The sequence below is a fragment of the Streptomyces sp. NPDC092369 genome (assembly GCF_044755245.1).
Lineage (GTDB): Bacteria > Actinomycetota > Actinomycetes > Streptomycetales > Streptomycetaceae > Streptomyces.
In genome coordinates, this window is the sequence record NZ_JBIVQP010000007.1 from 182,537 (window position 1) to 195,607 (window position 13,071).

Below are 13,071 nucleotides of genomic sequence, written 5' to 3' on the forward strand. Positions count from 1 at the left end.
ATAATCATTCGGCGGAGGCGGCCATCACGGCCGACAGCAGGCCGGGGAACCGCTCCTCCATCTCGTCCGTACGCAGCGTGTTCATCTTCGACGTCCCGATGTAGTACTGCCGGACCACGCCCGCCTCACGCAGCACGTTGAAGTGATGCGTGAGCGTCGAGGCCGACACCGGAGCGTCGAAGGTGCCGCAGCTCAGGTCCTCACCGGCCCGGATCAGCTGGGACACCACCATGCGCCGCACCGGATCCACCAGCGCCTCGAGGAACTGCTGCAGCGGGACCTCCGCCAGGTCGGGGTGCTCCACTGTCCGGGCGGCGGTACGGGGGCGGGCCACGGTGACTCCTTGCGATGACGTCGATGCGCTCACGCCATCGTACGACCGTCATCGAAGAAGACCCCGACGGAGGCGTACGGAAGGACCCGACGGGCAAGGTCGTCGTCCGCCGAGGCCTGGCGGCACTGCCACGAGGCGGTGCACGCCCTGGGCATGGACCTGGACTGGGCTGCACGGACCGCGGAGGTGCTGCGCACGGCCGGACACACCGACGTGCCCGACGAAATCGATTCCCAGAAATTCTCAGTGCCGCCAGATGCCCGGCCAGTGTCGGCGCCGCCGATCGAGCCGCCCTTGAGTGACGGTTGATGTGACGCATGGCCGTTCGCCGGGTTCACGGCGCGGGCGGCCCGACGGAGTTGCCCTACAGTCGCCGCATGCGACGAAGGACACGACTGGCGATGGCCGGGGTCGCGGCCGTGGCCTGGGGTGAGTGGGTGAACTGGCGCTGGTCCCGGGCACTCGTGGGCGACAGCGCGGGCACATCCGAAGCCGTGGTCGTGCTGGGCTTCCGGAACCCGCAGCCGACGGCCAACTTCATCAACCGCCTGCGGGTCCGCGCCGGTCTTCGTTCCGTCGCCGCCGGCAGTGTGCGTGGCACTCGCCTGATCTTCAGCGGAGGCGCGCCCAGCGGCGGTGCCTCGGAAGCCCAACTGATGGCCGACTACGCGAAGTCGGTGCTGGGGTTCGACGGCACCTTGGTCCTCGAAGACCGGAGTGCGACGACATGGGAGAACATCACGAACGTCATCCCCCTCCTTGAGGGCGTCGACCGCATCAAGATCGTCTCCCAGCCGGCTCACGCCCTCAAGGCCCGTGCGTGCTTGCGGCGGCAGCGCCCTGATCTCGCCGCGAGGCTCGTGCGAGCCGAGGACTACCGTCCTGGCGAGTGGATGGCCGGAAAACCACTGCTTGCTCTGTACGGATTCTGGACACTCCGCGGCCTCACGGCCGAAGAGCGGGAGGTCCCGCCGACCACAGCTCGTCGTCGACCCGAAGTGCCGACCAATTCCCATCCGAGGAGCATGTGACCATCCGCACCGGGTAACCGAGTGAACAAGAGGAACGAAAGGGACAAAGAGTGGAGCCAGTCGACGGAGACAGCGAACGCCCGGTGCGCGCACGCGCTCTGACGACGACGGTGCTTCTGAGCGGAGAGGGTTCCTGCATCGCCCAGGCACGCGGGATCGCGGCCGATTTTCTCACCCGCGCTCAGACGGATCAGGATGTACCCGTCTCTCCTCGCGCCCTGGCCCTGACGCAACTCGTGGTCAGCGAACTGGTCACCAACGCCCACAAATACGCCCCGGGGCTCGTTCGGATGGAACTGCGCATCATGGACACCCAGGTGGAAGTGAGCGTGCGGGACGGCGCCCGTGTCCGACCGGGCGTCCGTTCCATCGACCCGCACCGCGTCGGCCAGCACGGCCTGGAGATCGTCATGGCCGTCGCCGAGCGATTCCAGGTGGACCTCGAACCGTCCGGCAAACGCATCACCGTCTGTATCGCCCTGGCCGATCCCCCGGCTGCCGACTGCGGTCGCACCGCCCCGGCGGATCGCGCCCTCTGAAGCTCGAAAATTCTGAAGCGCCGAAACGCGCCGTTCCCGAATCGGGATCAGCGGTCAGCTCGGCGGCGGCAGTTCCCCATTGGCACTGCCACTGGGACTCAGGTGTCCAGGAGGCCGGTGCGGAGTTTGGCGAGGGTGCGGTTCAGCAGGCGGGAGATGTGCATCTGGGACAGATGCAGCTCGCGGCCGATGTCGGCCTGGGTCATCTCCTGGCCGAAGCGCATCTCGATGATGGTCCGCTCACGCTCGTCGAGCTTCTGCAGCAGCGGGGCGAGGGTGTGCAGGTCCTCGAAGAGGTCCATCGCCGGGTCGACGTCACCGATGATGTCCGCGTACTTGGGCCCCTCGCCCGACTCCTCGTCGCCGCCGGGGGTGTCGATGGAACCGGCGACGTAGCCGTTGGCGGCGATGAGGCCCTCGATGATCTCGTCCTCGCTCAGGTCGAGATGTTCGGCGAGTTCCTTGACCGTCGGCGGGCGGTTGAGCGCGGTGGCGAGGGTTTCCTGGCTCTTGGCGAGGCTGACGCGCAGCTCTTGCAGGCGGCGGGGGACGTGGACGGCCCAGGTGGTGTCGCGGAAGAAGCGCTTGATCTCGCCGACGATGTAGGGGATCGCGAAGGAGGTGAACTCGACCTCGCGGGTCAGGTCGAAGCGGTCGATGGCTTTGATGAGGCCGATCGTGCCGACCTGGATGATGTCCTCCATGTCGCCGTTGCCGCGGTTGCGGAAGCGGCGGGCGGCGAAGGCGACCAGGGACAGGTTCATCTCGATGAGGGTGTTGCGCGCGTACTGGTACTCGCGGGTGCCCTCCTCCACCGCCTGCAGCCGGTCCAGGAACAGGCGGGACAGCACGCGGGCGTCCTTGGGCGCGACCTTGCCGCCGTCCTCGATCCAGGGCAGTTCCTCGACGACCTCTGACACTCCCGTCGTGCGGTCGGTCGCTTCGTGGGCGTTCACCGAGGTAGTCACTGTGCCGCCTTAGCTGGAAAGCAGGATGACCGTCTCCTGCCCGCTCCGCGCGCGTACATGTCCGCGCGGGCCGACCCATTTCATCGGCGGCTGAAAACGCCTGCTCAGGACGGGCGACCTCAGGCGGGGGACACGGCCCGGTGTGTGTCGGACCCCGGCCCGCGAAGTACAGTCTGCTGGCCGCGCCCCGTGCCGGACCGGGCAGCGCGGCCTCCCTGTCTCCTGTGCGCCGGCCTGGTGACGCCATGACCATTACACCGGACCAGCCCGAGCTGAAGTTCTCCGGTGCCGATCCCTCGGCACCGGAGGAGGCCAAGGAACGCGCCACGCGGATACGCCGTCGGCTGGAGCGTCTGATCGGCATCGCCGCGACCGAGGGCAACGCACTCACCGTACTGCGCAACGGAGATGAGATCTTCCCGGCGATGCTGGCCGGCATCCGCTCCGCCGAGCACACCGTGGACATGATGACCTTCGTGTACTGGAAGGGGGACATCGCACGCGAGTTCGCGCAGGCGCTGGCCGACCGGGCCCGGGCCGGGGTGCGGGTGCGGTTGCTGCTCGACGGGTTCGGCAGCCGGCTGATCGAGAAGGAACTGCTGGCGGAGATGGAGCGGGCAGGCGTGCAAGTGGCCTGGTTCCGCAGGCCGTTGGCTCTCTCTCCCCTGAAGCAGAACCACCGCTGTCACCGCAAGGTCCTGGTGGTGGACGAGCAGGCGGCGTTCACCGGCGGGGTGGGCATCGCGCAGGAGTGGTGCGGCGACGCCCGCAACGAGCGCGAGTGGCGCGACACCCATGTCGAGGTCCGCGGGCCGGCCGTGGACGGCGTCGCCGCCGCGTTCGCGCAGAACTGGGCCGAGTGCCACGACGAACTCTTCGACGACCGCGACCGGTTCGTCGACCACCGCCCGCAGGGGGACGCGGTGGTGCAGGTCGTGCGCGGGTCGGCCAGCTTCGGCTGGCAGGACATGCAGACCCTGCTGCGCGTCATGCTGGAATCGGCCGAGGTCCGCTTCCGGCTGGCCACCGCCTACTTCTCCCCCGACACCTACTTCATCGACCTGCTGTGCGCGACCGCCCGGCGGGGCGTCGAGGTGGAGATCCTCCTGCCCGGCCCGCACACCGACAAGCGGGTCTGCCAACTGGCCGGCCAGCACCACTACGAGGCCCTTATCGCCGACGGTGTGAAGATCCACCAGTACCAGCCGACGATGTTGCATGCCAAGATCATCACCGTCGACGGCGTCGCGGCCCTCATCGGCTCGTCCAACTTCAACCGCCGCTCCCTCGACCACGACGAGGAGATCATGCTGGCCGTCCTGGACCAGGAGTTCACGGCGACCCTCGACGACCAATACGACGAGGACGTGGCGGCCGCCACGCTGATCCAGGAAGGACGCTGGAAGCGTCGCTCCATGCTGCAGCGCGCCCGCGAGCTCTCCGTCATGCCCATCCGCCGCTTTCTGTAGCACGGGCGCCGGGCCCCGCGACCACACATCACCGGAATCACTGACGGCTCGTCACGACTCTTTGTTTGAAGGCGACTTCACGTTCTCTCCGGCACATGGCCGCTCCGCCGCCCTCCTTATTGCCCGGTACGGGACGGCATGGCACCATCGGACAACTATTCGCCTGGATGGCAGTGAGGTGTTCATGAAACGGACACGACGCCTGATGGTTCGTCTGGTGGGCAGGAAGCGGGTCAGCGGACGCTACCCCTACTGGCCCTACCAGCTCCGCTAGCCCGGCCCGCTCTCTTCAGGGCCGTCCACCGGAAACCGTGGAAACGCCGATCGCAGGATCCCGTGCGGGGTCCTGCGATCCACTGCTGGGTTCTGCGATCGATGGGGGGCGGATGGCACCTCGCGAAAGCCTCAGCCGGCCGCCGGGCCCGCGCGGGCACTGGCTGTCGGGCAACACGCGCGCGTACGAGGCCAACCGGATCGGATTCCTGCGGCGCTGTCATCGCGAGTACGGCGATGTCTTCTCCTTCGACGAACAGACCGTGTTCGTGCGCGACCCGAACCTCACCCACGAGGCGCTGGCCCGCACCGGCCAGGGTTTCGTGACCGAGCTCGCCCCTTTCGACATGCGGCGGGATCTCGACCAGGCCGCCGCGCAGGCCGCCTCCTGGATGTCCGCGCGCCGTGCCGTGTGGCCGGGACTCAATCGCTCGGCGGCGGCCGCGACCGACGAACAGACCGTGGAGATCCTCGACGCGGTGCTGGCCGACAGCGCCGGCCGTGAGGTCGACGTACTCACCACGATGCGGGCGTTCACCGCCCGGGCGGTCACCGAGTACTGCTTCGGCGCGGACTCCGCCGCCGTCACCGGCCCGCTCCAGGAGACCACCCTCGCCACCCAGCCCTTCACGGAGTCGTCGTACGAGTTCCCCGCCTGGCTGCCGCTCCCCCGCCACCGGCGCTTCTTCCGCGCTGCCGGACGACTGAGCGACACGATGACCGGGATCGTGCGGCAGCGGCGTGCGTCCAGCGCACACGCGCCCCAGGACGACCTGCTCGGCTTTCTGATCGACGCCGATCCGGCGATGGCCGACGACACCGTGGCGTCCACGCTCCACAGCATCCTCATGGGCGGCCACGGCGTACCCGCCGCCGCGCTCACCTCCCTCGTCCGGGAACTGGCCCGCCGACCCCGGCTCACCGACAGCCTTCGCGGTGAGGCGAACAGGTCGGTCGGCGATGGCACTCCGCTGTCGGCGGCACGGCTCCCGCTCGCCGAGGCCGTGGCCCGGGAGACACTCCGGCTGTACCCGCCCGCGTGGTTGATGACCCGAACCGCCGGCACGGCGACCACCCTGGGCGAGTGGTCGCTCAGCCCGGGTGACGACGTACTGCTCAATCCGTATCTGATTCAGCGGGATCCCCGATGGTGGCAGCGACCCGACGAGTTCGATCCCACCCGGTGGTCGAACGGCCGGCCGGCACCCGGTCCGGCCTACCTGCCGTTCGGTGCCGGACCACGCGTGTGTCTGGGTTCGGCGCTGGCCATGCGGCAACTCACGCTCGTCACCTCCCGGTTGGCACAACGCTTCACCATCACGTCGCCGAACTCCTCGTCGGTGGCGCTGGAGTTCGTCGGCCGACTGGCGCCGGCGGGCCTGCGGGCCCGTTTCGCACGGAGCGCGCAGTAGGAGGCACGGCTTCACGCCTCGACCGCGGCCGAAGGGATGAAAGGTGCGCTCCGGGCGGGTCGACCGCGCCGAGGGGGGTAACCGCAGCGCGGGAGCCGAACGTCCTTCGGTATCCCGCCGACGGGAGCACCCCCGCGTCACGGGGAGGTGCGGGACGACACCAAGGAGGACCCATGGATGCGATCGTGCTGCTCAAGGACGACCACCAGACGGTCGAGAAGCTGTTCAAGGAGTTCGAGAAGGCCGGAGACCGCGCCTACAAGACGAAGCGGAAGATCGCCGACAAGGTGATCCAGGAGCTCACGGTCCACACCTGGATCGAGGAGAAGATCTTCTACCCCGCGGCGCGCGCGGCGGTGCCGGACACCACCGATCACGTACTGGAGAGCGTCGAGGAACACCACGTCGTGCTGTGGATGCTGTCCGAGCTGGCAGGCCTGGACGCCGAGGACGAGCGTTTCGACGCCAAGATGACCGTTCTCATGGAGAACGTGCGCCACCACGTCAAGGAGGAGGAGCAGGACTGGTTCCCCCAGGTCCGCTCCGCTCTCGGCCGCAAACGGCTGGGCGAACTGGGCGAGGAGCTCAGTGCCGCCAAGGCCGAAGCGCCCCACGACCCCCTCCGGGTTCCCAGCGCGCACGAATGACCTCAGCCATCCGGGCGGGTGGGGCGAGCATCCTCGCGCCGCCCGCCCTCCTCTTTTTGGAGATCCAGCATGTCCCAGCCCTTTTCCACCGCGTCCGACCCGCTCGCCCATCTGTCCGCTGCCGGGGTCTCGGTCTGGCTCGACGACCTGTCCCGCGAGCTGCTGGCCGGCGGTGAGCTGGAGAAGCTGATCGCCGAACGGCATGTCGTGGGGGTCACGACGAACCCCACGATCTTCGCCTCCGCGCTGTCCCGTGGAGACCGGTACACCGAGCAGCTCCGCACTCTGGGCAGCGCGGGCACCGGCGTCGACGACGCCGTCTTCACCCTCACCACCGACGACGTACGGGCCGCCTGCCGTGTCCTGGCTCCGATCCACGAAAGGACCGAGGGCGTCGACGGACGGGTCTCCATCGAGGTCGACCCCCGGCTGGCGAAGGATGCCGATGCCACCGTCGAGCAGGCGGTGAAGCTGTGGGAGGCGGTCGCGGAGCCCAACCTGCTCGTCAAGATCCCCGCCACACGCGAAGGCCTCACGGCGATCACGGAGGTCGTGGCGCGCGGGATCAGCGTCAACGTCACGCTGATCTTCTCCCTGGAGCGCTACCGCGCGGTGATGGACGCCTACACGGCCGGCCTCGACAGGGCCCGACAGGCCGGACACGATCTGACGGACATCCACTCGGTCGCCTCGTTCTTCGTCTCGCGGGTGGACACCGAGGTGGACCGCCGCCTCGACGCCATCGGCACACCTGAAGCCCTCGCGCTCAAGGGCCGGGCCGCCATCGCCAACGCCCGCCTCGCGCACCAGGCCTACGAATTGGCTGCCGCGGAACCGCACCGGCAGCGTCTGTCCGAGGCCGGAGCCCGGCCACAGCGCCCGCTGTGGGCGTCCACCGGGGTCAAGGACCCGGCCTACCCCGACACGATGTACGTCAGTGAGCTGGCCATCGCCGGCACCGTGAACACCATGCCCGGCAGCACCCTGGCCGCGTTCGCCGACCACGGCACGCTCCCCCTGCACGACCCGGCGGTCGACGACTACGCGGCCGCGCAAGCGCACTTCGCGGCGCTCGAGCAGATCGGCGTCGACTTCGCGGACGTCACCGACACCCTGGAGCGCGAGGGGCTGGCCAAGTTCGAGGCGAGCTGGGCCGAACTCGGCGCCTCCGTCCGCCGCGAGATGGGCACGGCCGACACCGCGCACGAGGGAGCCCGGACGGGCGCGGCCGGCACTTCCGACAAAGCGGCCGAGGAGGCACCGGGCGACGACGGGCTGCTGGCCGTCTACCTCAACGACCACCTGGCGGGCGCGACCGGCGGCGCCCAGCTCGCGCGCCGGGCAGCTCAGGCCCAGAAGGGAGAACCGGCACTGGCCGAGCTGGCCCAGCAGGTCGAACAGGACCGCCAGTCCCTGCTGCGGATCATGGAGGATCTGCAGATCTCCACCGACCATCCGAAGGTCGCGCTCGGCTGGCTGGCCGAGAAGGCCGGTCGCCTGAAGCCGAACGGCCACCTCTTCTCCCGCTCCCCGCTGAGCGACGTCCTGGAGCTGGAGTCGCTTCTCGCCGGCGTGACGGCCAAAGCGGCGTGCTGGCGCACCCTGCGGGCGCTGGCCGAGACCGACGAACGCCTCTACGCCGAGCACCTCGACTCCCTGTCGGACCGCGCGGACCGCCAGACGGAGCTTGTGGAGAAACTGCGCGCCGCTGCGGCATCGGCGGCCCTCACCCCGTCGGATCGTGCATGAGATGCGCGTTTTGGGACACCCGGGGAGTCAGTTGCTCAAGAAGCATGAGAACAAGGAGCCTCCGCGCATGATCACGCCCCGTCCCCAGGTTCTTCGTGCGCAGCTCTCCCGCTACGCGGAGGCTTGCGCCCGGATGCTCGAAGCCGACACCCCCGCGAATCGGCGCACCCTGGAGGACGCGGCGTACACGCTCTGCGTCACGACGGGGACGTACGAGATCAAGGAAGCTCTCGCGGCTGCGGACCGTCTCCTGGCCGAAGAGCAGCCGAACGCGGCGGAAGGCCGCCCCGGCGCGGACCAGGATTGGGACGACCAGACGCTGGTGGCCTGACCCGGCTCTGCGCCCCGTCGGTCCGCCCGGTCGGTCCGCCCATGCGGTCCCGCTCGTCATTCGGTCTGAACGAAGTGGCTGGGGCGGCCCTCGCGTTGGACCAGTCGGCCCTGCTGGGCGGCTGTGGCCTTCGGTACGAGGGTCCAGGTGCCGTCGGTACGGCGCAGGGCCGCCGAGTGCCAGGGCGTGGTCCAGGCGTCCGGCGCGTCGAGGAGACGAATCCCGAACTTGGGGGCGCCGATGGGCTGGGGATGGATGGACAGCCGTACGCAGGAGGGGTGGTGGGATGTGATGAGGTCGCCCCAGGCCCGGCTGCGTTGGATGACTCCGTAGGCGCGCTGTCGGCAGGCGCGTTGCAGCGCCGAGCGGGTGCCTCGGTGGTCGGCGGTGTCCTCCACCAGGAAACGGGTGATTCCCCGGTACAGCGCCAGCGCGTTGTCGTCGGCGCGGATCTCGCCGCGCAGGGCGTCCAGGGACGGTGCGTAACGCCCGTGGACGTGGGCGCGTTTCGCGTCGTGCGGGAGGTCGCCCAGGACGTCTCGCAGATCGAAGACCGACAGTCTTTTCAGACCCGACTGGCTTATGAGTATGCGGAGTTCGTCGGCGTAGGCGTCGATGTGCTCGTCGGGGACGCCGATCAGATCACCGAAGAGGTGGCCGTCGGAGCAGATCGTCATGCGGGCGCCGGGTGGGTAGATGCGCTCGATCTCCTCGCACAGGGTGTTCAGGAAGGTGAGGGAGAGGCGTTCCCCCATGTCGGGGAGGTGTCCGAGGACCTTGGCGGGGTTGGGGGACTTGCAGGGGAAGCCGGGGAGGGTGAAGGCGATGGGCGCGCCTTGGCGTACGAACTCGGTGATCCGGCGCAGTTGTCGGGGAAACGCCTCGGCTGAGGCGTGAGTCCGGTCGGTCGTGCGGTGGTGCGGCAGGAGCAGGTTCAGGATCGCGGCGCCGGTGCTCGTGGGGAGGGTGTCCGGCGTGGTCGTCAACGGCATGTCGTTCCTCCGGAAGGGCGTGCGGGCAGGACGGCATGGCGCCGTGGCGGGTGGTGGCCGGGCGCCGTTGGGCGGGTGGGACAGGCCCGGGGGGGGGCCCGGGGGGGGGGGGGGCCCCCCCCCCCGCCCCCCCCGGGGGGGGGGGGGGGGGGGGGGGGGGGGGGGGGGGGGGGGGGGGGGGGGGCGCGCCCCGCGGGCCGCGGGGGGGGGGGCCGCCCCCCCCCCCCCCCCCCCCCCCGGGCCTGTGTCAGAGGCGTCGGTCGTAGCCGACGGGGAGATGGTTCGTGCCGCGGCCCAGGACGGCCGGGATCCACTCGATGTCCTCGTCCCTGATGGCCAGTCGGAGGCCTGGGAGGCGGGCGAGGAGGGTGCCGAGCGCGGTCTGGAGTTCGGCGCGGGCGAGGGCGGCGCCGGGGCAGAAGTGGATGCCGTGGCCGAAGGCCAGGTGGGGGTTCGGCGAGCGGTCGAGGTCGAGGGTGTCGGCGTCCGGGAACTGGCGGGGGTCGCGGTTGGCGGCGCACAGCGAGACGATCACCGAGTCGCCGGCCGGGACTTCGGTGCCGTGCAGGTCGCTGTCCTGGTCGAAGAAGCGCCAGGTCGTCAGCTCGAAGGCGCTGTCGTAGCGCAGGAGCTCCTCGACCGCGCGGGGCAGGAGCGCCGGGTCGTCGCGCAGGCGGGTGAGCTGGGCCGGGTTGCGGAACAGGGCGATGAGGGCGGTCGTGATCTGGTTGGTGACCGGTTCCTGGCCGGCGACCAGGAGCTGGAAGATCATCGAGTCCAGTTCCTCCTGGGCCAGTTCGCGCCGGTCACGGGCCCCGACCAGGCGACTGAGCAGGTCGTCCTCCTCGTGTTCGCGCTTGTGGGCGACGACCTCGGCGATGTAGCTCTGCAGGCCGTGCAGCCGGGCCTCGTAGAGCGGCCGTCCGGGGTCGGCGGGACCGACCGGCTGGACGACCTTGCCCCAGTCCCGGTCGAAGCGGGCCGCCAACTCCCTTGGCAGGCCGATGACTTCGGCGAGAACCCGGAAGGGGAAGTGGGCGGCGAAGCCGGTGACGAGGTCCGCGGGGCCCGTGTCGGGCAGGGCGTCGACCAGCTCGTCCGCCACCTCCTGGAACCGGGGCCGAAGTTCCTCGACCCTCCGGGGCGTGAACGCGTCGGTCACGAAGCGCCGCATACGGGTGTGCTCGGGCGGGTCCTGGTGGAGGAGGTGGGCCTGGAGCTGGGAGTGCTGGGGCTCCGGCATGATCGAGGCGCGGGCCCGCCAACTGTCGTTGCCGCGCTCGTGGTTCTTGCCCAGGCGGTCGTCATTGAGGGCGGAGTGGGCGGCTTCGTAGCCGGTGACGAGCCATGCCCGTACGCCACTGGGGAAGAGGACGCGGTGAACCGGGCCCGCCTCCCGCAGCTCCTCGTAGAGGGGATACGGGTTGGCTTTGTAGGGGCAGCCCATCAGCGGTACGGGCTCGGCGGCCAGGGGCTCTTGGACGGTCATGGGCGAGGCTCCTCAGAGGGCGAGTTCGGGCCGGTGGTGGTCGAGCCAGAGGGCGAGGTCGACGACGCGCTCCAGCCGCAGGCGGTGGCCCCACTCCAGTCGGTCGGGCGGGGTGTCGAGGCAGGGCTTGATGCGGGTCTCGTCGGCGAGGGCGCGGACCTGTTCGGTGGCGAGGGCGTCGCGGGCCATGTTCTGCAGGCCGCGGTTGTAGTCGGGGTGGTGGGTGGCGGGGTAGTGGTTCTTTGGCCGCCACAGGACCGACTCCGGCGCCAGACCGGTACCGGTCGCACGCAGCAGGCTCTTCTCCCGGCCGTCGTGACTCTTCAGCGCCCAGGGGGTGTTGAAGGCGTACTCGACGAGCCGGTGGTCGCAGTACGGGACGCGGACCTCCAGGCCCTGCGCCATGCTCAACCGGTCCTTGCGGTGCAGGAGTTGGCGCAGCCAGCGGGTCAGGGACAGGTGCTGCATCTCGCGCTGCCTGTGCTCGACGGGGGTCTCGTCGTCGAGGTGCGGTACGGCGGCCAGCGCGCTGCGGTAGGTGTCGGAGCGGAACTCCCCCATACGCAGGTCGAGTTCGGGGTTGAGCGGCATCGCGGCCTCGTCGCCCGTCACCAACAGCCAGGGGAAGGTGTCCGCGGCCAACGCCTTCGGGTTGTGGAACCAGGGGTAGCCGCCGAAGACCTCGTCGGCCGCCTCGCCGGACAGGGCGACGGTCGAGTGCCGTCGTATCTCGCCGAAGAGGAGGTACAGCGAGGTGTCCATGTCGCCTACGCCGATCGGCGAGTCGCGGGCCACGACGACCGCCTTGCGGTGCTCGGGGTCGAGCAGGGCGAGCGGGTCGAGGACGACGGTGCTGTGGTCGGTGCCGATGAAGGCGCCGGCCTCGGTGGCGTACGGGGTGTCGTGGCCGGTGCGCAGCACGTCCCCCGTGAACCGTGCCGCCTGGTCGCTGTAGTCCACGGCGTACGAGCGGATGCGGGCGTCCGGGCCTTCGCGCAGGCGGAGTTCGTCGGCGAGGAGGGCGGTCAGGACGGTGGAGTCGAGGCCGCCGGAGAGCAGGCTGCACAGCGGGACGTCGGCTTCCAGCTGGCCGCGGGCGGCCGTTCCGACCAGCTCGCGGATCCGCTCGACGGTCGTTTCCTGATCGTCGCTGTGGGCGCCCTCCTCCAACTGCCAGTAGCGGCGCTCGCGGATGCCGCCCCGGTCCAGGACGAGCAGCCCGCCGGGCTCGACCTCGCGTACGCCGGACCACACGGTCGGCCCGGTGTTGAAGAGCAGGCCGTACGCCTCCCGGAGCCCGTCGGCGTCCACGCGGGGCCGTATCTCCGGGTGCGCGAACAGCGCCTTGGGCTCGGACGCGAAGGCGAGGCCGCCGTCAACCGCCGCCCAGTACAGGGGTTTTACGCCGAGCCGGTCGCGGACCAACAGCAGTCGTTGGACGCGTTCGTCCCAGACGGCGAAGGCGAACATGCCGTCCAGGTGCTCGGCCACCGCCTCGCCCCACTCGACGTACGCACGAAGGACCACTTCGGTGTCGCTGCGGGTGCGGAACTCGTGCCCCAACGCACGCAGTTCCGACCTGAGTTGGCGGTGGTTGTAGACCTCGCCGCTGTAGCTGAGCACCACATCGGACCCGTCGGTCATCGGCTGGACGCCGCCCACGAGGTCGATGACGGACAGGCGGCGGTGACCGATCGCGGCGCGTTCGCCGAGCCACACGCCTCCGGCGTCGGGGCCGCGCGGGGCGAGGGTGGCGGTCATGGCCTCGATGACCGGGGCCCGGGTGCGGGCGTCGTGGTGGAAGGACACCCAGCCGGTGATTCCGCACATGAGGAGA

The 13,071-nt window shown here is 70.0% G+C and carries 12 protein-coding genes; 7 read left to right on the plus strand and 5 right to left on the minus strand.

The window, feature by feature from the left end; translation table 11 throughout:
• Positions 1–4: 4 nt before the first annotated feature.
• On the minus strand, positions 5–334 hold the full coding sequence (locus ACIQI8_RS35895) for an ArsR/SmtB family transcription factor (RefSeq protein ID WP_402360177.1): 330 nt from the start codon (positions 332–334) through the stop codon (positions 5–7).
• A 377-nt stretch (positions 335–711) separates the two neighbouring features.
• Here ACIQI8_RS35895 and ACIQI8_RS35900 point away from each other — a divergent pair, with 377 nt between their 5' ends.
• Positions 712–1,365, plus strand: coding sequence for a YdcF family protein (locus ACIQI8_RS35900; protein ID WP_402360180.1), 654 nt, complete (start codon positions 712–714; stop codon positions 1,363–1,365).
• An 83-nt stretch (positions 1,366–1,448) separates the two neighbouring features.
• On the plus strand, positions 1,449–1,904 hold the full coding sequence (locus tag ACIQI8_RS35905; protein WP_402360183.1) for an ATP-binding protein: 456 nt from the start codon (positions 1,449–1,451) through the stop codon (positions 1,902–1,904).
• A gap of 98 nt (positions 1,905–2,002) precedes the next feature.
• On the opposite strand, the gene ACIQI8_RS35910 is transcribed toward ACIQI8_RS35905, so the two are convergent.
• Positions 2,003–2,860, minus strand: coding sequence for a SigB/SigF/SigG family RNA polymerase sigma factor (locus ACIQI8_RS35910; protein ID WP_402360186.1), 858 nt, complete (start codon positions 2,858–2,860; stop codon positions 2,003–2,005).
• Positions 2,861–3,117: 257 nt separating this feature from the next.
• Between ACIQI8_RS35910 and ACIQI8_RS35915 the strand changes: the two genes are divergently transcribed.
• From ACIQI8_RS35915 to ACIQI8_RS35935, 5 genes are all read left to right on the plus strand, one after another.
• Positions 3,118–4,341 (plus strand): phosphatidylserine/phosphatidylglycerophosphate/cardiolipin synthase family protein, encoded by a 1,224-nt coding sequence (locus ACIQI8_RS35915; protein ID WP_402360189.1) that lies wholly within the window; start codon positions 3,118–3,120, stop codon positions 4,339–4,341.
• Positions 4,342–4,727: 386 nt separating this feature from the next.
• Positions 4,728–6,026: a cytochrome P450 gene (locus ACIQI8_RS35920; protein ID WP_402360192.1), complete on the plus strand. Its 1,299-nt coding sequence runs from the start codon at positions 4,728–4,730 to the stop codon at positions 6,024–6,026.
• 173 nt (positions 6,027–6,199) lie between these two features.
• Positions 6,200–6,673 (plus strand): hemerythrin domain-containing protein, encoded by a 474-nt coding sequence (locus tag ACIQI8_RS35925; RefSeq protein ID WP_402360195.1) that lies wholly within the window; start codon positions 6,200–6,202, stop codon positions 6,671–6,673.
• A gap of 69 nt (positions 6,674–6,742) precedes the next feature.
• Positions 6,743–8,422: a transaldolase gene (gene tal, locus ACIQI8_RS35930; RefSeq protein WP_402360198.1), complete on the plus strand. Its 1,680-nt coding sequence runs from the start codon at positions 6,743–6,745 to the stop codon at positions 8,420–8,422.
• Positions 8,423–8,489: 67 nt separating this feature from the next.
• Entirely contained in the window at positions 8,490–8,753 is a 264-nt protein-coding gene (locus tag ACIQI8_RS35935) for a DUF5133 domain-containing protein (RefSeq protein ID WP_402360201.1), read from the plus strand.
• Positions 8,754–8,809: 56 nt separating this feature from the next.
• On the opposite strand, the gene ACIQI8_RS35940 is transcribed toward ACIQI8_RS35935, so the two are convergent.
• From ACIQI8_RS35940 to asnB, 3 genes are all read right to left on the minus strand, one after another.
• Positions 8,810–9,745 (minus strand): L-tyrosine/L-tryptophan isonitrile synthase family protein, encoded by a 936-nt coding sequence (locus ACIQI8_RS35940; protein WP_402360203.1) that lies wholly within the window; start codon positions 9,743–9,745, stop codon positions 8,810–8,812.
• Between the two features lie 247 nt (positions 9,746–9,992).
• Positions 9,993–11,234 (minus strand): cytochrome P450, encoded by a 1,242-nt coding sequence (locus tag ACIQI8_RS35945; protein WP_402360206.1) that lies wholly within the window; start codon positions 11,232–11,234, stop codon positions 9,993–9,995.
• A gap of 12 nt (positions 11,235–11,246) precedes the next feature.
• Entirely contained in the window at positions 11,247–13,064 is a 1,818-nt protein-coding gene (gene asnB, locus ACIQI8_RS35950) for an asparagine synthase (glutamine-hydrolyzing) (protein WP_402360209.1), read from the minus strand.
• Positions 13,065–13,071: the final 7 nt, after the last annotated feature.